The 20,808-nt window shown below is 56.2% G+C and carries 22 protein-coding genes; 19 read left to right on the forward strand and 3 right to left on the reverse strand.

The genetic code is table 11. The features are described from left to right. Positions 1–10 precede the first annotated feature (10 nt). The 18 genes from NQT62_RS04235 (at position 11) to NQT62_RS04320 (ending at position 17,205) form a co-directional block, all read left to right on the forward strand. The gene (locus tag NQT62_RS04235) at positions 11–790 is read left to right on the forward strand and encodes a ParA family protein (RefSeq protein WP_256763346.1); all 780 of its coding nucleotides are present in this window, start codon (positions 11–13) and stop codon (positions 788–790) included. Positions 791–810: 20 nt separating this feature from the next. Then, positions 811–1,695, forward strand: a complete 885-nt coding sequence (locus NQT62_RS04240) for a ParB/RepB/Spo0J family partition protein (RefSeq protein WP_256763347.1) — start codon at positions 811–813, stop codon at positions 1,693–1,695. Between the two features lie 160 nt (positions 1,696–1,855). Further along, complete coding sequence (locus NQT62_RS04245) at positions 1,856–2,188, forward strand: ATP synthase subunit I (RefSeq protein ID WP_256763348.1); 333 nt, start codon at positions 1,856–1,858, stop codon at positions 2,186–2,188. A gap of 2 nt (positions 2,189–2,190) precedes the next feature. Then, a complete protein-coding gene (gene atpB / locus NQT62_RS04250; protein ID WP_256763349.1) occupies positions 2,191–3,051 on the forward strand; it encodes a F0F1 ATP synthase subunit A in 861 nt (286 codons plus the stop codon). Positions 3,052–3,134: 83 nt separating this feature from the next. Continuing rightward, positions 3,135–3,377 carry a F0F1 ATP synthase subunit C gene (gene atpE / locus NQT62_RS04255; protein WP_256763350.1) on the forward strand — a complete coding sequence of 81 codons (243 nt, stop codon included), beginning with the start codon at positions 3,135–3,137 and terminating at the stop codon, positions 3,375–3,377. A gap of 74 nt (positions 3,378–3,451) precedes the next feature. Then, positions 3,452–3,922, forward strand: coding sequence for a F0F1 ATP synthase subunit B (locus NQT62_RS04260; RefSeq protein ID WP_256763351.1), 471 nt, complete (start codon positions 3,452–3,454; stop codon positions 3,920–3,922). Between the two features lie 24 nt (positions 3,923–3,946). Then, positions 3,947–4,480 (forward strand): F0F1 ATP synthase subunit delta, encoded by a 534-nt coding sequence (locus NQT62_RS04265; RefSeq protein ID WP_256763352.1) that lies wholly within the window; start codon positions 3,947–3,949, stop codon positions 4,478–4,480. A 31-nt stretch (positions 4,481–4,511) separates the two neighbouring features. After that, complete coding sequence (atpA, locus tag NQT62_RS04270) at positions 4,512–6,053, forward strand: F0F1 ATP synthase subunit alpha (RefSeq protein ID WP_256763354.1); 1,542 nt, start codon at positions 4,512–4,514, stop codon at positions 6,051–6,053. 76 nt (positions 6,054–6,129) lie between these two features. After that, entirely contained in the window at positions 6,130–6,999 is an 870-nt protein-coding gene (atpG, locus tag NQT62_RS04275) for a F0F1 ATP synthase subunit gamma (protein ID WP_256763355.1), read from the forward strand. Positions 7,000–7,037: 38 nt separating this feature from the next. Beyond that, positions 7,038–8,429: a F0F1 ATP synthase subunit beta gene (atpD, locus tag NQT62_RS04280; RefSeq protein ID WP_256763356.1), complete on the forward strand. Its 1,392-nt coding sequence runs from the start codon at positions 7,038–7,040 to the stop codon at positions 8,427–8,429. 67 nt (positions 8,430–8,496) lie between these two features. After that, positions 8,497–8,916 carry a F0F1 ATP synthase subunit epsilon gene (locus tag NQT62_RS04285; protein ID WP_256763357.1) on the forward strand — a complete coding sequence of 140 codons (420 nt, stop codon included), beginning with the start codon at positions 8,497–8,499 and terminating at the stop codon, positions 8,914–8,916. A 146-nt stretch (positions 8,917–9,062) separates the two neighbouring features. Next, positions 9,063–9,452: a type III secretion system chaperone family protein gene (locus NQT62_RS04290; protein ID WP_256763358.1), complete on the forward strand. Its 390-nt coding sequence runs from the start codon at positions 9,063–9,065 to the stop codon at positions 9,450–9,452. A gap of 52 nt (positions 9,453–9,504) precedes the next feature. Beyond that, complete coding sequence (locus NQT62_RS04295; protein WP_256763359.1) at positions 9,505–10,329, forward strand: metallophosphoesterase; 825 nt, start codon at positions 9,505–9,507, stop codon at positions 10,327–10,329. Continuing rightward, positions 10,326–11,186, forward strand: a complete 861-nt coding sequence (locus tag NQT62_RS04300) for a hydroxypyruvate isomerase family protein (protein WP_256763360.1) — start codon at positions 10,326–10,328, stop codon at positions 11,184–11,186. Before NQT62_RS04295 ends, NQT62_RS04300 begins: the two co-directional genes overlap by 4 nt. Next, positions 11,179–11,610: a CoA-binding protein gene (locus NQT62_RS04305; RefSeq protein WP_256763361.1), complete on the forward strand. Its 432-nt coding sequence runs from the start codon at positions 11,179–11,181 to the stop codon at positions 11,608–11,610. Before NQT62_RS04300 ends, NQT62_RS04305 begins: the two co-directional genes overlap by 8 nt. 52 nt (positions 11,611–11,662) lie before the next feature. Next, on the forward strand, positions 11,663–12,760 hold the full coding sequence (gene hemE / locus NQT62_RS04310; RefSeq protein WP_256763362.1) for a uroporphyrinogen decarboxylase: 1,098 nt from the start codon (positions 11,663–11,665) through the stop codon (positions 12,758–12,760). A 271-nt stretch (positions 12,761–13,031) separates the two neighbouring features. Beyond that, on the forward strand, positions 13,032–15,173 hold the full coding sequence (locus NQT62_RS04315) for a primosomal protein N' (protein WP_256763363.1): 2,142 nt from the start codon (positions 13,032–13,034) through the stop codon (positions 15,171–15,173). Positions 15,174–15,207: 34 nt separating this feature from the next. Then, on the forward strand, positions 15,208–17,205 hold the full coding sequence (locus NQT62_RS04320; protein ID WP_256763365.1) for a UvrD-helicase domain-containing protein: 1,998 nt from the start codon (positions 15,208–15,210) through the stop codon (positions 17,203–17,205). Between the two features lie 36 nt (positions 17,206–17,241). Here NQT62_RS04320 and NQT62_RS04325 read toward each other — a convergent pair whose 3' ends face one another. After that, positions 17,242–17,895 carry an NAD(P)H-binding protein gene (locus NQT62_RS04325; RefSeq protein WP_256763366.1) on the reverse strand — a complete coding sequence of 218 codons (654 nt, stop codon included), beginning with the start codon at positions 17,893–17,895 and terminating at the stop codon, positions 17,242–17,244. 1 nt (position 17,896) lies between these two features. Further along, positions 17,897–18,808: an SDR family NAD(P)-dependent oxidoreductase gene (locus NQT62_RS04330; protein WP_256763367.1), complete on the reverse strand. Its 912-nt coding sequence runs from the start codon at positions 18,806–18,808 to the stop codon at positions 17,897–17,899. A gap of 126 nt (positions 18,809–18,934) precedes the next feature. On the opposite strand from NQT62_RS04330, the gene NQT62_RS04335 reads away from it, so the two are divergent. After that, a complete protein-coding gene (locus NQT62_RS04335; protein WP_256763368.1) occupies positions 18,935–19,621 on the forward strand; it encodes a TetR/AcrR family transcriptional regulator in 687 nt (228 codons plus the stop codon). A gap of 553 nt (positions 19,622–20,174) precedes the next feature. On the opposite strand, the gene NQT62_RS04340 is transcribed toward NQT62_RS04335, so the two are convergent. After that, the gene (locus NQT62_RS04340) at positions 20,175–20,735 is read right to left on the reverse strand and encodes a c-type cytochrome (RefSeq protein ID WP_256763369.1); all 561 of its coding nucleotides are present in this window, start codon (positions 20,733–20,735) and stop codon (positions 20,175–20,177) included. Between the last annotated feature and the right edge of the window lie 73 nt (positions 20,736–20,808).

A 20,808-nucleotide genomic window follows, 5' to 3' on the forward strand; every position in this document is an offset into this window, starting at 1 on the left:
GGGTCTCGACATGGCGAAAGTCTTTTGCATTGCCAACCAGAAGGGTGGGGTGGGCAAAACCACCACAGCAGTCAACCTGGCTGCAGGCTTGGCCATGGCCAAGCAACGGGTGTTGCTGGTTGACCTTGATCCTCAAGGCAATGCCACCATGGGCTGCGGTGTTGACAAGCGGGCCTTGAAGTCGTCGGTGTATCAGGTGCTGGTGGGCATGGCCTCCGTGCAAGAGGCCACTGTTCATGCGGAAGGTTTTGATGTGTTGCCAGCCAACCGAGAGTTGGCCGGTGCCGAAGTAGAAATGGTGGAGTTTGAGTCCCGTGAAGTTCGCCTGCGTGAAGCCCTGGCGGACGTGGATGGGCAATACGATTTTATTTTGATTGACTGTCCGCCGGCGTTGTCGCTGCTAACCTTGAACGCACTGTGCTGCGCGCATGGCGTGGTCATTCCCATGCAGTGTGAATACTACGCACTGGAAGGCCTGAGTGACTTGGTGAACACCATCAAGCAGGTCTGTAAAAACCTCAACCCCAATTTGACCATCATCGGTTTGCTGCGGGTGATGTTTGACCCTCGGATGACACTGGCCCAGCAGGTGTCGGATCAACTCGAAAAGCACTTTGGCAACAAAGTGTTCAAGACCATCATTCCGCGAAATGTTCGTTTGGCCGAAGCACCCAGTTATGGCATCCCAGGTGTCATGTTCGACAAAACCAGCAAGGGTGCAAGGGCCTATCTCAGCTTTGCCAATGAAATGGTTGCCCGGGTCAATGCCACTGCAGCCGTTGCCGCTTAAATCCAATCATCCAATACGCCATGAACGCATTAAAAAGATCCAAAGGTTTGGGCAGAGGCCTGGAAGCACTGCTGGGCCCATCCTCCGACGCACCCGAGGGCAGTGAGGCCGGCGAGCAGGTCATGTCTGTCTCCGTGGAAAAGTTGCAGGCCGGTAAATACCAGCCGCGCTCACGCATGGACGAAAGCTCGCTGATGGAATTGTCGGAATCCATCAAGAGTCAGGGGGTGATGCAGCCCATACTGGTACGACCAGTTGGGGCGGGCAAATACGAAATCATCGCCGGTGAGCGCCGTTTCCGCGCCTCCAAATTGGCGGGTCTTAAAGAAGTGCCGGTGCTGGTCAAGTCCGTGCCCGACGAATCGGCGCTGGCCATGGCCTTGATCGAGAACATCCAGCGAGAAGACCTCAACCCACTTGAAGAGGCCATCGGTGTTCAGCGGTTGATCAACGAATTCAAGCTCACGCATGAGGATGCTGCACAGGCCATCGGGCGTTCCCGCAGTGCAACAAGTAACATGTTGCGCCTGTTAAACTTGGCCGAGCCGGTGCAGACCATGTTGCTGGCTGGTGACATAGAAATGGGCCATGCGCGAGCCCTCTTGAGTTTGCCTGCCGGCGAGCAAATTGCCTGCGCCACGGAAGTGTTGAACAAACGCTTGTCGGTCCGAGAAACTGAAAAGCTGGTTGCGACTTGGGCCGAGGAGCCCCTCAAGAAACCAGATTCGCCCAATTCGTCGGCCGATGTTCGCCGTCTGGAAGAGGGTTTGGCCGACTGGATGGCTTGCGCTGTTCAGTTGAAAACCAATGCGCGTGGTAAGGGTAGTGTAACCATTCGGTTCAATAATCTCGACGAGCTCGATGGATTGTTGGAACGCATTGGATTTCCAAAAAACGACCTGTAACAATGGTTGTCAAAAACGGCCGAAACTATTTATAAAACAAGCTGTTTTTGTTTGACGAAGTCTGGGGCAAACCCCTATAATCTGCGGGTTTGTCAAAAACACATGCACCGAACGGGGGAGACATCATCCCGCAGGTTCAGTGTGGCGGTGCAGCAAAGTCATGTGGAAAATTGTCGGGCTCCAATGGGTCGTCGGGTCACTGGTGTGCCTGCTCATGCTGATGGTGTCCGTGCACCATGCACAGTCCGCGTTGTGGGGCCTTGCGTCCGTTGCAGTGCCCAGCACGCTCTTTGCGGTTCGCTTGGCTTTGGGCAGTAAAACGCCCATGGGTGGCACCTTTGTGTTTTTGGCTGGTGAATTTCTGAAGGTTGCTGCAACGGTCTTGATCATGTTTGTGGCCAGCCGGATTGACCCGCACCTGGTGTGGTGGTCTCTGGTGCTCACAGCAGTGGCAACCCTTAAAAGCTATTTTTTGGCATTTTTCTTGAGATAAGTATGGCAACCACTGGTACAGGGACAACTCCCTCGGAATACATCGTCCATCACTTGCAACACTTTCAATCCGTGAAGCAAGGGTTCATCGTCGATTTCTCCGTTCTCAATTACGACACCATTTTCTTCTCGGTTCTGTCTGGCCTCATCACCATTTTCCTGTTGAGCCTGGCTGCACGCAAAGCCACTGCCGGTGTGCCTGGCCGCCTTCAGGGTTTTGTTGAAATGCTGGTTGAGATGGTTGAGAACCAGTCCAAATCCATCGTTCATGGCAACCGTGAGTTCATCGCGCCCCTGGCCCTCACCGTGTTTGTTTGGGTGGTGGTCATGAACAGCTTTGACTTCTTGCCCGTTGACCTGTTGCCTAAAATTTGGGAACACGTTGGCACAGCGCTGGGCGTGGTTCACGATCCGCACCACGCTTACCTGCGTGTGGTGGCCACGGCCGACCTGAACGGCACACTGGGCATGTCTTTGGGTGTGCTCTGCCTGATGTTGTATTACTCGGTGAAGATCAAGGGTGCTGGTGGTTTCGTGCACGAATTGTTTTGCGCGCCGTTTGGCTCCAACCCGCTGTTGTGGTTGCCCAACTTCCTGTTGAACCTGATTGAATTTGCTGCCAAAACCGTGTCGCTGGGTATGCGACTGTTCGGCAACATGTACGCCGGTGAGTTGGTGTTCATGCTGATTGCATTGCTTGGAAGCGCTGCTGCATTGTCCATGGGGGGTGCGTTTGCTTTCCTCGGCCACGTGATCGCCGGCTCTATCTGGGCAATTTTCCACATTCTGATTGTTCTGCTGCAAGGCTTCATTTTCATGATGCTGACCTTGATCTACATCGGTCAAGCGCACACGGCGCACTAAGCCGCATGGCAATTTGAATACACCGGTTTTGGTTTTTGGTTTTTTTGATTTTTCACTTTTCTTAAATTGAAGGAGTTGTCGTCATGACTAACGTTGCTCTCGTAGCTCTCGCTTGTGGCCTGATCATTGGTTTGGGTGCGATTGGTGCCTGTATTGGTATCGCGATCATGGGTGGTAAGTACCTGGAAGCTTCTGCTCGCCAGCCAGAACTGATGAACGAACTGCAAACAAAAATGTTCGTGTTGGCTGGTCTGATCGACGCTGCGTTCCTGATCGGTGTTGGTATTGCGATGATGTTCGCGTTTGCCAACCCATTCGTTGGTTAATTTACAGCCACTTCCTTCGAACAACACCGCACGGACGTTTTAAGTTTGTCCGTGCGTTTTAGAGGAAACATGCCGTGAACTTAAACGCAACGCTGTTTGCACAGCTCGTCGTTTTCTTCATTTTGGCGGTGTTCACGATGAAATTCGTGTGGCCCCCCTTGATCAAGAGCATTGACGAGCGTGCGAAAAAAATCGCAGACGGCCTGGCCGCTGCTGAACGGGGCAAGCAAGCTCTGGCCGATGCCGGTCGCAAGGTTGAACAGGAGCTCGCGCAAGTGCGTTCTGAAAACCAGCAGCGCCTGGCGGATGCCGAAAAGCGTGCCCAGCAGATCATTGATGAGGCGAAACAACAAGCCGAAGTTGAGCGCAAGCGAATTCTTGCGCAAGCTGAAGCCGAAGCGGCCAACGAAGCACAACGTGCGCGTGACCAGCTGCGTGCTGAGCTGGCAACACTGGTGGTGAAAGGTGCTGAACAAATCCTGAAAAAGGAAATCAACGCCCAGGCCCACGCGGACTTGCTGAATCAACTCAAAGCTGAGCTGTAAGCCCTACGCTGAAGGATATTAAACATGGTCGAACTATCCACCATCGCCCGTCCCTACGCTGAAGCGGCATTCGAAGTTGCCAAAACTTCCAATGTGGCCCAGTGGAATGATTGGCTTGAGTCATGGTCGGCGGTTGCGAGCAATTCAGACATTTCTCTGTTGGCCAACAATCCAAAGTTGTCGGCCCAGCAGGTGCTGGACCTGTTCGTTGAACTGACCAAGACACCGGCGGAAGCGCAAGCCCGTAACTTTTTGGCTGCGCTTGTGGAAAATGGCCGTTTGCTGGCCCTGCCAGAAATCGCTCGACAGTTCGCTGAACTGAAAAATGCGCACGAAGGTGTGGCCGATGCGGTCATTGCATCAGCCTTCCCGATGTCGGACGCAGACATTCAGAACATTCGTGGCGCATTGGAAAAGAAATTTGGTTCCAAGTTGAACGTCGCCGTTCAGGTGGACGCGTCTCTCATCGGTGGCGTTAGCATCACCGTGGGCGACCAGATTTTGGATAGTTCGGTGCGCGGCAAACTCAACGCGATGAAGGCGGCTTTGACAGCCTGACTTGGCCTCAAACGAAATTGGAGCAATCAATATGCAGATCAATCCCTCTGAGATCAGTGAACTGATCAAGAGCCGGATCGAAGGCCTCGGATCATCGGCCGACATCCGGACACAAGGTACTGTGGTGTCCGTGAGCGACGGTATTTGCCGCGTTCATGGTTTGTCGGATGTAATGCAGGGTGAAATGTTGGAATTCCCCGGCAACACATTCGGCCTGGCGCTTAACCTGGAACGCGATTCCGTGGGTGCCGTTATTTTGGGTGAATATGAGCACATTTCTGAAGGCGACCTGGTGAAGTGTACCGGTCGTATTCTGGAAGTGCCTGTTGGCCGTGAACTGCTGGGCCGTGTAGTGAACGCACTGGGGCAGCCCATCGATGGCAAAGGCCCGATCAACGCGAAAATGACTGACGTGATCGAAAAGGTTGCGCCGGGCGTGATCGACCGTAAATCGGTTTCCCAGCCTGTGCAAACCGGTATTAAGGCGATTGACTCCATGGTGCCGATTGGCCGTGGTCAGCGTGAGCTGATCATTGGCGACCGTCAGACAGGTAAAACCGCTGTGGCCATCGACGCCATCATCAACCAGAAGGGCAAAGGCGTTTACTGCGTATACGTGGCTGTGGGTCAAAAGGCCTCTTCCATTCAGAACGTGGTTCGCAAGCTGGAAGAGTGCGGTGCCATGGACTACACCATTGTGGTGGCCGCTTCTGCGTCCGAATCCGCCGCGATGCAATACCTGGCGCCTTACGCCGGTTGCACCATGGGCGAATACTTCCGTGACCGCGGCGAAGACGCCCTGATCGTGTATGACGACCTGTCCAAGCAGGCCGTGGCCTACCGTCAGATTTCCCTGTTGCTGCGTCGCCCACCTGGCCGTGAAGCCTATCCCGGTGACGTGTTCTACCTGCACAGCCGCTTGCTGGAACGCGCAGCCCGCGTGAACGAAGAGTACGTTGAAAAATTCACCAAGGGTGAAGTGAAAGGCAAGACCGGTTCTTTGACCGCGTTGCCCATCATTGAAACCCAGGCTGGTGACGTAACCGCGTTCGTTCCAACCAACGTGATTTCGATTACCGACGGTCAAATCTTCCTGGAAACCGACTTGTTCAACGCCGGTGTTCGTCCAGCGATCAACGCGGGTATTTCCGTGTCTCGCGTGGGCGGTGCCGCACAGACCAAGGTGGTGAAGAAGCTGTCCGGTGGTATTCGTACCGACTTGGCCCAGTATCGTGAATTGGCCGCGTTTGCCCAGTTCGCTTCCGACCTTGACGACGCAACACGCCGTCAGTTGGAGCGCGGCAAGCGCGTGGTCGAACTGTTGAAGCAGCCTCAGTTTGCACCGTTGCAAACCTGGGAAATGGCTTTGGCCCTGTTCGCCATCAACAACGGTTACCTGGATGATGTGGATGTGAAGAATGTACTGCCTTTCGAAAACGGATTGCGCCAGTTCATGCAGACCAGCCACAAGGACCTGATTGACCGCATCGAGCAGACTCAGGAGTTGTCGAAAGACGACGAGCCCAAGCTGCACGAGGCTGTCAAGTCATTCAAGAAAACTGGCGCGTATTAATCAGAGCAATCTGGTTGTACCACCGCATAACTGAGAGGGGCTCACGAAGCCTCTCTCGGGGACTGGAGGAAATACGATGTCAGGAATGAAGGAAATCCGAAGCAAGATCAAGAGCGTTCAAAACACGCGCAAGATCACCAAGGCGATGGAAATGGTGGCCGCATCCAAGATGCGCAAGGCCCAGGACCGGATGCGTGCGGCTCGTCCGTATGCAGACAAGGTGCGCAACATTTGCGCCAACCTGGCCAAAGCCAACCCTGAATATCGCCACGAGTACATGGTTGCCCGCGACACCATCAAGAATGTGGCAGCAATCGTTGTCACGACTGATAAAGGTCTGTGCGGCGGTTTGAACACCAACGTTCTGCGTTTGGTCACCAACAAGTTTCAAGAGTTTGAAGCGGCAGGTGCCAAGGTGCGTGCAACGGCAATCGGATCCAAAGGTGCAGGTTTCTTCGGCCGCGTTGGCGTGGAACTGAGTTCAAAAGTTGTGGCGATGGGCGACACCCCTCACCTCGACACGTTGATCGGCGCCATCAAGGTCCAGCTCGACGCCTATGTGGCTGGTGAAGTGGATGCGGTGTATTTGGCTTACACGCGTTTCGTGAACACCATGAAGCAGGAGGCTGTGTTTGAACAGCTACTGCCACTGGGTGGCGACCGCTTGCAGGCTGACGAAGGCTCCATGTCTTGGGACTACATCTACGAGCCCGATGCCAAGGCAGTGATCGATGATCTGCTGCTGCGTTATGTCGAGGCGCTGGTGTACCAAGCTGTGGCCGAGAACATGGCGTCTGAGCAATCGGCTCGTATGGTTGCGATGAAAGCCGCGTCCGACAATGCCAAGAATGTGATCAGCGAACTGCAATTGACCTACAACAAAGCCCGTCAGGCTGCCATCACGAAAGAGTTGGCAGAAATCGTGGGCGGCGCTGCTGCGGTTTGAGTGTGAGTTCAGAACGATTTTGAATTAAGGAAAAAACGATGAGTACTGCGACTAACGAAGGAAAGATCGTACAGTGTATCGGCGCGGTGATTGACGTGGAGTTTCCTCGCAACCAGATGCCGAAAGTGTACGACGCACTGACCATGGAAGGTTCCGAGCTCACACTCGAAGTTCAGCAGCAGCTGGGCGACGGCGTGGTTCGCACCATCTGTTTGGGTGCATCAGACGGCCTGCGCCGTGGCATGGTGGTGAAGAACACCGGCAAGCCCATCAACGTACCCGTGGGTCAAGCCACGCTGGGCCGTATCATGGACGTGCTGGGTCGCCCCATCGACGAGGCTGGCCCTGTGAACGCCGAGCAAACTCGCGCGATTCACCAGAAAGCCCCCGCTTTTGATGAACTGTCCCCCTCCCAAGAACTGTTGGAAACCGGTATCAAGGTGATTGACCTTGTTTGCCCGTTCGCCAAGGGCGGTAAGGTGGGCCTGTTCGGTGGTGCCGGTGTGGGTAAAACCGTGAACATGATGGAACTGATCAACAACATCGCCAAACAGCACGGTGGTTACTCCGTGTTTGCGGGTGTGGGTGAGCGTACTCGTGAGGGTAACGACTTCTACCACGAGATGAAAGATTCCAACGTGTTGGACAAGGTTGCGCTGGTGTACGGCCAGATGAACGAGCCGCCCGGTAACCGTCTGCGTGTTGCGCTGACTGGTCTGACCATGGCCGAATACTTCCGTGACGAAGGCCGTGACGTTCTGCTGTTCGTGGACAACATTTACCGTTTCACCCTGGCGGGTACCGAAGTGTCCGCGCTACTGGGTCGTATGCCTTCTGCGGTGGGTTACCAGCCGACACTGGCTGAAGAAATGGGCCGTCTGCAAGAGCGGATTACATCCACCAAGAAAGGTTCGATTACATCGGTTCAGGCCGTGTACGTACCTGCGGACGACTTGACCGATCCGTCTCCTGCCACAACGTTCGCCCACTTGGACGCGACCGTGGTGCTGTCCCGTGACATCGCTGCGTTGGGTATTTACCCCGCTGTGGATCCACTGGACTCCACCTCACGCCAGGTTGATCCCAACGTGATTGGTGAAGAGCACTACAACACCACCCGTGCCGTGCAGCAAACACTGCAGCGCTACAAAGAACTGCGTGACATTATCGCGATTCTGGGTATGGACGAACTGAGCCCCGACGACAAACTCGTTGTGGCCCGCGCTCGTAAGATCCAGCGTTTCCTGTCTCAGCCGTTCACAGTGGCCGAAGTGTTTACCGGCTCGCCTGGTAAATATGTGCCTCTGAAGGAAACCATCCGCGGCTTCAAGATGATCGTGGCTGGTGAGTGTGACCACTTGCCCGAGCAGGCTTTCTACATGGTGGGAACCATCGACGAAGCCTTCGAGAAAGCCAAGAAGATTCAGTAATCCGATGCCGTGAACAAGTTGGCCGGGCCACAAGGCCCGGCTCAACCGGATCACAAAGGAAACGAGTATGTCGACCATTCACGTGGACGTTGTCAGTGCGGAAGAATCCATCTTCGAAGGTGAAGTGGAATTCGTTGCCCTGCCCGGTGAACAAGGTGAGTTGGGGATTTATCCTCGCCACACCCCGCTGATCACCCGGATCAAGGCTGGCACTGTGCGCATGAAAGTGCCCGGTCAGGCTGAAGATGAAGTGGTGTTCGTCAACGGTGGTATTTTGGAAGTGCAGCCCAACGGTGTCACCGTTTTGGCTGACACTGCCGTCCGCGGAAAAGACTTGGACGAGGCCAAAGCGGCCGAGGCCAAGCGCTTGGCCGAGGAAGCCATGGCCAACAAGGCGGGTGATGTGGATTACGCTCAGGCGCAGGCCGAACTGGCGTCCGCCATTGCCCAGCTGGCAGCCATCAAGCGGTTGCGCAAAACACGCTGATTTTTTCAGTCAGTCCAAAGCAGTGCCGAAAAGCCGCAGCGCAATCTGCGGCTTTTTTATTGCGCTTGAAAAAGCTGAGCGGATCCTTCGGGAACTGAATGTCAGCCCGGCTCACTCAACAGTATTCCTGTTGAAGTGGGTGACGCATGTACGAACAATTTGACCAACTCCTGAATGATTTTGGTGCCAAACGCCCCAGTGAAAAAACACCGGTTGGGCCGGTGTTCTACATCAATGACCATCCAGTGCGTTTGATACCCGGCGAGATGGAGGGCATTCACTGGATGGACATTCAGATTGGCATGCCAAGGTTTCGGCTGGAGAACTTTGAAAGTGCGAAAAAAGTGCTGCATGCCAATCGTGAAATGGGCGCCGCAACACCCATTCCGACCTGGTTTGGTCTAAGTGATCAGCAGGACCATTTGGTGTTCATCAACCGACTGGACTGGCGCCATGTTGACGCCCGGGTGCTGGAGGACCACATTTTGCGTTGTATTGAACAGATGAGCCAGGCGTTGATGACTGAAGGCGTGTGATTCATCCAATGTGGCCGCAAATGCGTCCACAAAGGCAGGTTAGAATACAGTCATGGACATCGCGCTGTACTCTGACCTGCACCTTGAAACGCTCAGAAATTTTCCGGCGTTCTCAAACATTCCCCGCCCCAAGAAACCGGCTGACCGGATTGTGTTGGCCGGCGATATTCACCAGGGCGTGGCCGGGCTTCAGGCTTTGGCCAACCTCGGTGAAAAAGGCCATGTGTATGTGGCCGGCAATCATGAGTATTACCACCACGACATAGAAATTCTGGATGATCAACTGGCCGAATTGGCCGACAAGACCGGACTGCATTATTTGCAGCGACGAAGTGTCGTGCTGGATGGCGTCCGGTTTCTGGGTTGCACCTTGTGGACCGATTTCAACATTCAGCCCGGGTGGCGCTTGGGTGCGCAATTGGTCGCCAAAGCCTTTTTGCCGGACTACAAACTGATTCGCTACAAAGGCAAGCAGTTTACGCCCGCCATGGGCATGGACTTGCATGCGCAGAATGTGGATTGGTTGCGGGGCGAACTGGACAAGCCTTTCGACGGCACCACCGTCGTGATCACTCACCACGCACCCCACGCCCAAAGCATTCACCCCCGTTTTCACCTCAGTCCGATCAACGCCGCCTTCGTATCCGATTTGAGCGCATTGATGGGCAAGGCGCAAGTCTGGCTGCATGGGCACATGCATGACTCATTCGACTACACCGTTCATCAAAATGGCGGAGCAACCCGCGTATTGGTGAACCCCCGGGGCTATGTCCGTAAAAAGGGCAAGGCCAAACGCCTGGACAAAGAAGGCGTGGTAACCCCCCGTGTATTCGAGAATCCGTTTTTTGACCCCAACTTGGTGTTTAGCATCGAATGAAGCTGGCTGCAAACCTCAGCCTGATGTACTCCGAATGGGCATTTGAAGACCGAATTCAGGCCGCAGCAGAAGACGGTTTTGAATGGGTGGAGTGCATGTTTCCATACGAGGTGTCGGCTGACCGCCTGGCCCGTCGGGCACGGCAGCACCAAGTGCGCTGGGCCCTGATCAATGCGCCGGCAGGCAACTGGGCCGCCGGGGATCGTGGATTGGCTGTTTTTGCGAACCGAAGGGTTGAGTTCCGGCAGGCAATTCAGCAGGCCGTCGACTACGCGGAGTGTCTCGATGTTGGTCTGGTGCATGTGCTGGCCGGTGCCCTGCCTGCGCAGGCTTCCGATGCACAGTGGGCTGAGGCCCGGGCTTGTTACCGCGAGAACCTGGATTGGCTGCTGAAAAACACGGAGCACTGTCCCGACATCACCTGGCTGGTGGAGCCGATTAACACCCGTGACGTACCGGGTTACTTGCTGACCACACAGGAAGAAGCCCATGCACTGGTGCAGACATTCAACAGCCCGCGATTAAAGGTTCAAATGGATTTGTACCATTGCCAGATCATGCAGGGTGATGTCATTAAACGCCTGCAAGCGCACTTACCTTCGGGTCGGGTTGGCCACATCCAGATTGCGGGTGTGCCGGAACGCCACGAACCCAGTTTGAGTGAACTGGATTACACCCGCGTATTTGAAGTGCTGCATGCATTGGGTTACAGCGGCCGAATTGGATGCGAATATCGACCCATGGCTGGAACGCGGGCAGGGCTGGCCTGGATACAGCGCATGCCGTTTTCAGGCACAATGGGTGCCTTCCAGACACCACACGCCGAAGCACCAACACCGAGAGGTCCGCATGGATGATGCAACCCTGAAAAAACTGCTGGAGCAGACCAAAACCATTGCTGTTGTCGGGTTTTCATCCCAGGCACACAAGCCCAGTTTTTTTGTGGCGAAGTATCTTCAATCGGTGGGATATCGCATTTTGCCGATTAACCCATCACTGGATGGTCGCCCCAGCGGATTGATGAATGAAACCTGTTACCCGGACCTCAAGACGGCGGTTGAAAAAACCGGACTGAAAATTGACTTGGTGGATGTGTTTCGACGAGCAGAACACACGCCAGAGGTTTTAACTCAAGCGATGAATGTGGGTGCAGGGGCCGTTTGGCTGCAGCAGGGCATCCGGAACGACCTCGTGGAGGCAAAGGCGCACGCTGCCGGATTGCCTTTTGTCATGGACCGCTGCCTGAAGACAGAGCATCAACGCCTGTTTTTGGGCGTTTGAATACACCGAGGGCCAACCCATCGGCCCACACCACACAAGCCAGAGAAAAGAAATGACCCGTTTCGTTCCTGTACAGAATGACACTTTCCTGCGTGCGTTGCGTCGGGAAACGACCGATTACACGCCGGTGTGGCTGATGCGCCAAGCTGGCCGCTATTTGCCTGAATACCGCGCCACGCGCGCCCGTGCCGGCAATTTCATGGGCTTGTGCACCAACCCGGAGATGGCTTGTGAAGTGACACTTCAGCCCTTGGATCGGTATCCGCTGGATGCGGCCATTTTGTTTTCGGACATTCTCACCGTACCGGATGCAATGGGTTTGGGCTTGTACTTCGAAGAGGGTGAAGGCCCGAAGTTCGAACGTCCCATCCAGAACGAGGCTGACGTGGCCCAGTTGGCCGTGCCTGACATTGAAGAGAAGCTGGGCTACGTTACCGCCGCTGTGCGCACCATCCGCAGCGCCTTGAATGGCCGCGTGCCCTTGATCGGTTTTTCCGGCAGTCCTTGGACCTTGGCCTGTTACATGGTGGAAGGGGGGGGCAGCAGCGACTTCCGCAAAGTCAAAACCCTGATGTACAAACGCCCTGACCTGATGCACCGCATCTTGACGGTCACCACCGAAGCGGTGACCCAGTACCTGAAAGCCCAAGTGGAAGCGGGCGCGCAGGCTGTGATGATTTTTGACAGCTGGGGTGGTGCGCTGGCCGATGGCGCATTTCAGAAATTTAGTTTGCAGTACATGAAACAGATCGTTCAAGCCTTGCCGCTGGAGGCCAACCGGGGCGGGTTTGTTGAGTCTATTCCGTCGATCGTGTTTACCAAAGGCGGCGGTTTGTGGCTGGAGGATTTGGCCTCTACTGGCGCCTCGGCCCTGGGTGTGGACTGGACGGTCAACCTGGGCAATGCCCGCGCTCGGGTGGGAGACCGTTGTGCACTGCAGGGCAATATCGATCCCCACGTGTTGTTTGCAGATCCGCCACAGATTCAAGCCGAGGTGGCCAAGGCCCTGGAGAGCTTTGGCACGCCGCAGCCCGGCGTTGGCCATGTGTTCAATTTGGGGCACGGTATTTCACAATTTACCAATCCAGATGCGGTTTCTGTAATGATTGAGGCGGTCCATACCTACAGTCGGCGCCAAAGAAGTGCTTGACAGGCGGAGTTATGCACATTTTTACAGCCACCGATGTGAAGAACCGTTTTGCATCGCATCAGGGCTGCAAAGTGTATGTTGTGTAGTAAGTCATTGATTAGTAAATGTTAATCAGCATTGGAAAATAAACCCCTTTACAAGGTTCGGTGCATGGGGTATGCCCAATTCGGTGCTTTTCCGCGGATGTTCACAAAGTTATCCACAATGGGGCAATCGCTTTTGGGGATTTCATAGCGTTCAGAACGACTTGAGAAGAAACTTAAAGTAAGCTGTGAAGAAACCAACCCAAAAGGACGAATCAGACCAACCCAACCGGCTACCCCTCGACTTGGGGGAAAAAGCCGTGGAAGTGTTGATTGCAGTGCCCTTGCCACAAACATTCACCTACCACTGGCCCTTTGAACATGCGCCCCGATTTGGTCAGCGCGTGGTGGTCCCGTGGGGGCGACAAAAGCGCATTGGTTTGGTGCACGGCACTTGCGCAGCAGTTGTGACATCCGCCGGTGTGGATGCGTACAGTCTGAAGCCGGTGGAGCAGGTGCTGGATGATGGCAGTTTGCTCGACGGTGCCTGGCGCCAACTCATTGAATTTGCCGCCCGCTATTACCACCACCCGCTGGGCTTGATTGCGCTGGAAGCCTTGCCCAAGGCCCTGCGGGTGTTGAACGCCCGCGGCGAAGAACCGGTGATGGTCACCAAGGCACAGGCCCATGCAGACAAGCGATTGCAGGCGCGGCAAACGCCGGCCCGTGGGGCACGTACTTCCGCCGACCATGACCCCACCCAGGCAGACCCCGCGCCACCGCCCGTTTTAACGCTGGAGCAGCAAGCCGCTGTTCAAGCATGTTCAGTTGCAGCGGGGTTTACCCCCCTGCTGCTGTATGGGGTGACGGGTAGCGGCAAAACCGAAGTGTACCTGCACGCGGTGGAGGAACGCTTGACGCGCGGCGAGCAGGTGTTGGTACTGCTGCCAGAAATTAACCTCACACCCGCTGCACAAGCCTTGTACGAGACGCGCCTTGCCCCGTATCGGGTGGTGGTTCTGCACAGCAACCTGCCAGAACTGCAGCGCACCAAGCACTGGTTTGAAGCGGCCACTGGGGCGGCCGATGTGTTGATTGCCACGCGCCTGGGGGTGTTAACCCCCATGCCACGCCTGGGCTTGGTGATTGTGGACGAGGAGCACGACCCGTCGTACAAACAACAGGATGGCATGCGCTACCAGGCCCGGGATTTGGCCCTGATGCTGGGCAAGCAGCGTGGCGTGCCGGTGGTGCTGGGTTCAGCCACCCCGTCGCTGGAAACCTGGCAAAAAGCCGAGGGAGGCCAGTACAAGCGTTTAACCCTCACCCAACGCGCCGTGACCGGAGCCAGCCTGCCCAGGGTCGAATTGATCAACACCGCCAATTTTCCCGCCAAAGAAGGTTTGAGCGAGCCCGCCATGCAAGCGCTGGTCAGCACCTTTGAGGCGGGCAAACAGAGCATTGTGTTTTTGAACCGGCGTGGCTACTCGCCGCAGCTGGTGTGCGGGGGTTGTGGCTGGGTGTCCAACTGTGAACACTGCACTGCCCACATGGTGTGGCACAAAAGCGAGCGAAACCTGCGCTGCCACCATTGTGGGGCTGCCCAGCGCGTGCCGGTGCAGTGCCCCTGTTGCGGCAACCAGGACTTGACCGGTTTTGGCCGTGGCACCCAGCGCATTGAAGAAACCTTGGCGGGCCTGTTGCCCAAGGCCACCGTGCTGCGCATTGACGCCGACAGCACCCGCAACAAGGGGCAGATGGAGGCTTTGCTGGACGAGGCGCATTCCGGACGGGCCGATGTGCTGGTTGGCACCCAAATGATCGCCAAGGGGCATGACTTTGCCAATGTGAACCTGGTGTTGGCCCTGAATGTGGATGCATCCCTGTTTTCGCATGCGTACCGTGCGCCTGAGCGCCTGTTTGCCCAACTGATGCAGGTGGCTGGCCGGGCAGGCCGCCGCGGTGGCGAAGCAACCATGCTGGTGCAGACCCGCTACCCGCAACACCCCTTGTTTGAAGCATTGAAGGCCCACGACTATGAGCGCTTTGCCAGCCATGAAATGCAGGCAAGGCGTGAAGCGCGGATGCCGCCGTTCTCCTACCAGGCCACCATCCGTGCAGACCATCGCACCCTGGGCAATTGCCTGGCTTTTTTGAAAACAGCCCGTGAGCTGGGTGACCCGCTCATCCAGCCGGATGAACCTGTGTACCTGTGCGACCCGGTGCCATTGACGGTGGTCCGGGTCGGCGGCATTGAGCGTGCACAAATGCTGATTGAGAGTGAGTCCCGACCTGCATTGCACCGTTTCCTGTCCGCGTGGTTGCCCCTTCTGTACGAGCACGCAGGCAGCGTACGGTGGTTTTTGGAGGTGGATCCGGTCGAACTCTAAGTGCCCCCGAAGCGGCTCTGTTAAAATTCTGACCATGACCATCGGCCTGAACAAAGCCCAAAGTGAGGCAGTGAATTACGTGGACGGCCCCTGCTTGGTGCTGGCCGGTGCCGGCTCGGGCAAAACCCGTGTGATTACCCAAAAAATTGCCCACCTGATTCAAAACCAGGGTGTGCAGGCCCGCAATATCGCGGCAGTCACCTTCACCAACAAAGCCGCCAAGGAAATGGAAGAGCGTGCGGCCAAGCTGTTGAAAGACGGTGAGGGCAAGGGCCTTCTGGTGTGTACATTCCACAGCTTGGGCATGCGCATACTGCGTGAAGAACATGCCCACGCCGGGCTGAAAAACCGCTTCTCCATTCTCGATTCCACCGACACCTTTGGCTTGGTGCAGCAGCTCTACAGCACCACCGACAAGCAACTCATCCGCAAGGCTCAAAGCACCATTTCCCTTTGGAAAAACGGACTGAAGGACCCGGACACCGCACTGGTTGAGGCCACCGACGATGATGAAGCCCAATTGGCCCGCCTGTACAAAAGCTATGAGGCCACGCTGGCCGCTTACCAGGCGGTGGATTTTGATGACCTGATTTTGAAACCCACCCGGCTGCTGGCCAGCAATGAGGAGGTGCGCAACAAATGGCAAAACCGTTTGCGCTACCTGTTGGTGGATGAGGTGCAGGACACCAATGCTTGCCAATACGATCTGCTGCGTTTGATTGCCGGGCCGCGCGCCATGTTCACCGCGGTGGGTGATGATGACCAGGCGATTTACGCTTGGCGGGGCGCCACGCTGGAAAACCTGCGCCAGCTCACGGAAGACTATCCGCAGTTGAAAGTCATCAAGCTGGAACAGAACTACCGGTCCACCTTGCGCATTTTGCAGGCGGCCAACCGCTTGATTGAGCACAACCCCAAGTTGTTCAAGAAAACCCTGTGGAGCGACCACGGCCCGGGTGAGCCGATTGTGATCACGGCCATGAACGATGACGAGCATGAGGCTGAACAAGTGGCCATGATGCTCAGTGGGCACCGCTTCGAGCGCCGCTCGAAATACGGCGATTATGCGGTGCTGTACCGCAGTAACTTCCAGGCACGTATTCTGGAGCAGGCGCTGCGGCGGCAAAAAATCCCGTATATCCTGAGCGGCGGGCAAAGCTTTTTTGAGCGGGCCGAAATCAAGGATGTGCTGGCCTATTTGCGTTTGCTGGTGAATTCCGATGATGACCCGGCATTCATCCGCGCCATCACCACACCGAAGCGCGGCATTGGCCAGAAAACCCTGGAAACCTTGGGCACCTATGCTGGCAACCGGGGCGTGTCGCTGTTTGAAGCCCTGTTTGAAACCGGGCTGGAAAGCCAGTTGAATGAGGGCATGGTGCAGGCCTTGCGCACCTTTGGCACTTTCATCAACAACCTGGAATATCGCGCTCAGCGTGAGCCGGCTGGTGAGTTGCTCAATGAACTCATCAAGGCCATCAACTATGAAGAATGGCTGTATGAACAGCACGATGAACGGGGTGCGCAAGCCAAATGGCAGAACGTGCTCGACTTTGTGAAGTGGATGGGCGAGAAAGGCGAGGAGGACGGGCAGAACCTGCTCGACCTGACCCAGAAAGTGGCGCTGATCACCATGCTGGACCGACAGGAAGATGGCACCCGCCCGGATGCAGTCCAGCTGTCCACGCTGCATGCAGCCAAGGGGCTGGAGTTTCCCCATGTGTTTTTGATTGGCTGTGAAGAGGCAATTTTGCCCAGCTTTGGTGAGGGGGAAGGCCGCGAACTGACCGATGACCGTCTGGAAGAAGAACGCCGCCTGATGTATGTGGGGGTGACGCGGGCCCAGCGCAGCCTCAACATCACCTGGTGCCGCAAGCGCAAAAAGGCCCGCGAGTTGGTGACGTGTTTTCCGTCACGCTTTATTAAAGAACTTCAATTGGATGAAGACAAAGACTTGCCCGATGACACGCCCAAGATGAGCCCCAAAGACCGTTTAAGCGCGCTGAAGGGTTTGTTGACCAAGATGGGTTGAAAGCCTAAAAACCCCGAGCCATGCATTGGTGGGGCATTAGTCTGCCTGAAATTTTTCCGATTCCAGAATGGTGTGGTTGGGATTGTTGCGCAGGGCTTCAGCCAACATCACCGCCGCCAAACGCTCCACTTTCACACTGCGCAGCCGCTTGGGCAGCAGAGGGTTCAACAGTCGGGAGGCTTTTACCCCAATTTCTTCACCCAGACGGAATTCCTCGCGATCCCCGTCCAGCAAACCAGGGCGGGCAATCACCACGCGCTGAAAGCCGGCCTTCAGCACCGCCTGCTCCGCTTCGCCTTTGGTGCGCAGGTAAAGTCCACGGGCTTTGGGGTTGGCCATGCTGGATGAATTGAGCACAGCCGTGTGGGTGCCATGGCGCGCAGCCAGTGTGGCCACATTGTTCACCAAATGCAGGTCCACTTCCCGAAACTTTTCGGGGGTGCCTGCTTGTTTGATGGTGGTGCCCAGCGTGCATATGATTGCATCAGCCTTCCACCACGGGGCGTCGCTGGGCAAGTTCGCCATGTCGACCACCGGGTTGCAGAGCTTGGGGTGTTGGGCCAGCAGGCTCGCCGCCAAGGGGCGGCGAGTGACAGCGGTCACCTGGTGCACATCGGGGTGTTTGAGCGCAAGGTTCAGTACCGCGCGCCCCACCACCCCAGTGGCACCGAATAACAACAGCGACGCCAAATCAGGCCTTCTGGGTTTCTTTGGCTGCAGCGGTGTTTTTCTTTTTGCGCGCCAGTTGCTTGTCGCGCATTTTCTTCATCTGCCCCACGATGATGGCCTGATAGCTTTCGGGCAGTGCACGCACCATGGCGTCCATGGCCACGGCGTCTGGTCCGACCAGTACGCGACGCTTGTTGCCCTTCACAGCTTTCAGAATGATGTCAGCGGCTTTTTCAGCGCTGGTGATGAAGAATTTTTCGAAAAACGCTTTGCCAGATTCAGCATCCGTTCCCGTGAACTTTTCAATGGCGGGAGAAGCCACGCTCTTGCGGGCAATCGCTGTCTTGATGCCACCGGGGTGAACGCTGGTGGCGGACACGCCACAGTTCATGAAATCCAGTTCCTGACGCAGGCTTTCGGTGAAGCCGCGCACCGCAAACTTGGTGGCGTTGTAAGTGGACTGGGTGGGCTGTGCGCACAGGCCAAACAGGCTGGAGGTGTTGATGATGTGACCTTCGCCGGATGCCTTCAGGTAGGGCAGGAACGCCTTGGTGCCGTACACCACGCCCCAAAAATTGATGCCCATGATCCAGTCGAACTTGTCATAGTCAATGTCTTCAATCGGGGTGGCATAGGCCACACCGGCGTTGTTGAAAATCAGATTGACTTTGCCATGGTCCTTGGCGGTTTTGTCGGCCCAGGCGTACATGTCTGCACGGCTAGAGACATCCAGCTCCTGGCTGGTGATCTTGATGTCATGGCCAGCTTCGTCTGCAGCCGATTTGGCCAGTTTGACGGTCTCGGTCAGGCCTTTGGTGTCCACGTCGGAGATGGACAGGGAAGCGCCTTCACGCGCCAATTGAACCGCCAGTGTGCGGCCCATGCCGGATGCTGCGCCGGTGATGGCGGCCACTTTGCCTTTGAATGATTTCATGTTGTGTCTCCGCAGATGTGGTTATTGCTTGGGTATTGGATGATCGACAATTTGACAATCGTGGTTGTCAATTTAATGAGGGTGCCTCATACTGTCAATGGCTATTTTTTGAGTATGTCTTCCAATATGAGTTTGACCAAGACGGAAACAGCGGTGAAAGCAGAAGGGCGACGTTACCGGGGGGTGTCCAATGAAGTACGGACCGCCGAGCGGCGAATGAAGCTGATTGAAGCGGGCATCAAGATTTTTGGTTCTAGCGGTTATCACGCAGCCACGGTCAAGGGCTTGTGCCAGGAAGCCGGGCTGACGGAACGGTATTTCTACGAAAGCTTCCCCAATGCCGAGGCCTTGTTTACCGCCTGCTATTTGCACATCACCGACACCTTGCGGGGCCGCTTGCAGCAGGTGCTGCTGGGCATGGGTGATGAAGGGTTGGAAGAGGCCACCACCACAGGTCTGACCGTGTTTTTTACGCAGTTCAAGGAACAACCCGAAGCGGCGCGCATTCTGCTGGTGGAGGTGTTGACCGTGAACCGGCACCTGGAAGAACTGTCATTGAGAACCCTTTACAGCTTTGTGGAAATGCTGGAGGCGCTGGCCAAACCGCTGATTGAACAGCGCGCCAAGGGCGACCCAGATGTACACCTGGATTCCACACTGTTGGCATCGGGCCTGGTGGGCTCGGTGTTGTACATGGCTGCCCGCTGGGCGCTGGAAGGGTGCCGTCAGCCAGTGGAGCATGTGGTTGAAAACGCCATGCTGATTTTCCGGGGAGTGGGTTTCAGTTTGGTGGGTGGGATGCCACGGGGTTAGTGGTGCTACTACACAGATGGTATGCCCTGCGCGGTCACACCCCTTGGCGACGGCCAATCTGTAGTTCAAAACCTGAGCCTCGCGATCGCTGAGGTCGCCCCTCCAAAAAGCGAGTCGGGATCGACCTCTGAACTGACCGTTGGTCAGTTCACCGCGCTTGCTTGGCACGGTTTTGCAGATTGTCCTGAATGTCGCTGCAGGGGAGATGAACCGCGCAGGCCAACAAACCGGTGCAGCCTACATGCTCGGTGCCATAAGCCCCGGCAATACCGGTATGCCCGGCGCCGAACAGTCAGCCACCCGATCGGCTTGACCCGCACAGCATTCGAACAGACGGACCGAGATGTTTGAGCCACGTAGTGGCGAGTTCTCGGTCCGGTTTGAAGGCGCGGGGCAACCTTTACATTGGGGGGCGTTCGGCACGGGCGGCCGGTGTTGCTGGGAGCAATAAACTGGCACAAGTTGCCGGTGTTGCAAACAGGAAATAAAAAAACCCCGGCATCAAACCGGGGTTTTCAACATCACCAGGCTCAGTGACTGAGCCCGATCGACATTACTTTGCAGCGGGGACAGCCGGTGCAGCAGCACCATCCGCGGCGGGCGCAGCAGCGGGTGCTGCAGGCTCAGGCGCTTTGAAGTTGGCACCGGCTTCGTTGGCCATATAGGCCACCGCGCGGCCTACTTCAACATCGTCCAGGTCGGGGTTGCCACCCTTGGCTGGCATGGCGCGAATGCCTTCTACCGCATGTTTCCACAGGGTGTCGAAACCTTGCGACAGGCGGGGCCCCCACTGGCCTTTGTCACCAAACTTGGGTGCACCGGCAGCACCGGCACCGTGACAGGCTGCGCAAGCGCCTGTGTACACTTCCTGGCCAGTCTTCAGCACCTTGGGTGCGTTGGCATCCAGAAACTCCACGGAGCCTACCGGCTTCAAGCGTTCGGCAATGGCCTCGTCAGTCATGGCGTTGCTGCCAGCGGCGGGCTTGTTGCCAGTGCTGACATAGTTGGCCAGCAGGATAATGATGAAAACCGGCACCACAAAGGAAGCCACAATGGCCACAATCAGCTGCTTGGGTGTTTTAAACGGCAGTTCGTGTTCGTTGGAGTCGCTCATACCACATCCTGTTTAATTGTTAGCGCGAGGGGTAAACCGGTGTGCACTGCCAGCATCCATGCCCTTGGGGACT

This window comes from Limnobacter humi, assembly GCF_024518835.1.
Taxonomy (GTDB): Bacteria; Pseudomonadota; Gammaproteobacteria; order Burkholderiales; family Burkholderiaceae_B; genus Limnobacter; species Limnobacter humi.

What these genes read in the sequence shown, in the direction of transcription:
- NQT62_RS04235 (WP_256763346.1), top strand. Translation starts at nt 11, where the DNA reads ATGGCGAAAGTCTTTTGCATTGCCAACCAGAAGGGTGGGGTGGGCAAA.
- NQT62_RS04240 (WP_256763347.1), top strand. Translation starts at nt 811, where the DNA reads ATGAACGCATTAAAAAGATCCAAAGGTTTGGGCAGAGGCCTGGAAGCA.
- NQT62_RS04245 (WP_256763348.1), top strand. Translation starts at nt 1,856, where the DNA reads ATGTGGAAAATTGTCGGGCTCCAATGGGTCGTCGGGTCACTGGTGTGC.
- atpB (WP_256763349.1), top strand. Translation starts at nt 2,191, where the DNA reads ATGGCAACCACTGGTACAGGGACAACTCCCTCGGAATACATCGTCCAT.
- atpE (WP_256763350.1), top strand. Translation starts at nt 3,135, where the DNA reads ATGACTAACGTTGCTCTCGTAGCTCTCGCTTGTGGCCTGATCATTGGT.
- NQT62_RS04265 (WP_256763352.1), top strand. Translation starts at nt 3,947, where the DNA reads ATGGTCGAACTATCCACCATCGCCCGTCCCTACGCTGAAGCGGCATTC.
- atpA (WP_256763354.1), top strand. Translation starts at nt 4,512, where the DNA reads ATGCAGATCAATCCCTCTGAGATCAGTGAACTGATCAAGAGCCGGATC.
- atpG (WP_256763355.1), top strand. Translation starts at nt 6,130, where the DNA reads ATGTCAGGAATGAAGGAAATCCGAAGCAAGATCAAGAGCGTTCAAAAC.
- atpD (WP_256763356.1), top strand. Translation starts at nt 7,038, where the DNA reads ATGAGTACTGCGACTAACGAAGGAAAGATCGTACAGTGTATCGGCGCG.
- NQT62_RS04285 (WP_256763357.1), top strand. Translation starts at nt 8,497, where the DNA reads ATGTCGACCATTCACGTGGACGTTGTCAGTGCGGAAGAATCCATCTTC.
- NQT62_RS04290 (WP_256763358.1), top strand. Translation starts at nt 9,063, where the DNA reads ATGTACGAACAATTTGACCAACTCCTGAATGATTTTGGTGCCAAACGC.
- NQT62_RS04295 (WP_256763359.1), top strand. Translation starts at nt 9,505, where the DNA reads ATGGACATCGCGCTGTACTCTGACCTGCACCTTGAAACGCTCAGAAAT.
- NQT62_RS04300 (WP_256763360.1), top strand. Translation starts at nt 10,326, where the DNA reads ATGAAGCTGGCTGCAAACCTCAGCCTGATGTACTCCGAATGGGCATTT.
- NQT62_RS04305 (WP_256763361.1), top strand. Translation starts at nt 11,179, where the DNA reads ATGGATGATGCAACCCTGAAAAAACTGCTGGAGCAGACCAAAACCATT.
- hemE (WP_256763362.1), top strand. Translation starts at nt 11,663, where the DNA reads ATGACCCGTTTCGTTCCTGTACAGAATGACACTTTCCTGCGTGCGTTG.
- NQT62_RS04320 (WP_256763365.1), top strand. Translation starts at nt 15,208, where the DNA reads ATGACCATCGGCCTGAACAAAGCCCAAAGTGAGGCAGTGAATTACGTG.
- NQT62_RS04330 (WP_256763367.1), bottom strand. Translation starts at nt 18,808, where the DNA reads ATGAAATCATTCAAAGGCAAAGTGGCCGCCATCACCGGCGCAGCATCC.
- NQT62_RS04335 (WP_256763368.1), top strand. Translation starts at nt 18,935, where the DNA reads ATGAGTTTGACCAAGACGGAAACAGCGGTGAAAGCAGAAGGGCGACGT.
- NQT62_RS04340 (WP_256763369.1), bottom strand. Translation starts at nt 20,735, where the DNA reads ATGAGCGACTCCAACGAACACGAACTGCCGTTTAAAACACCCAAGCAG.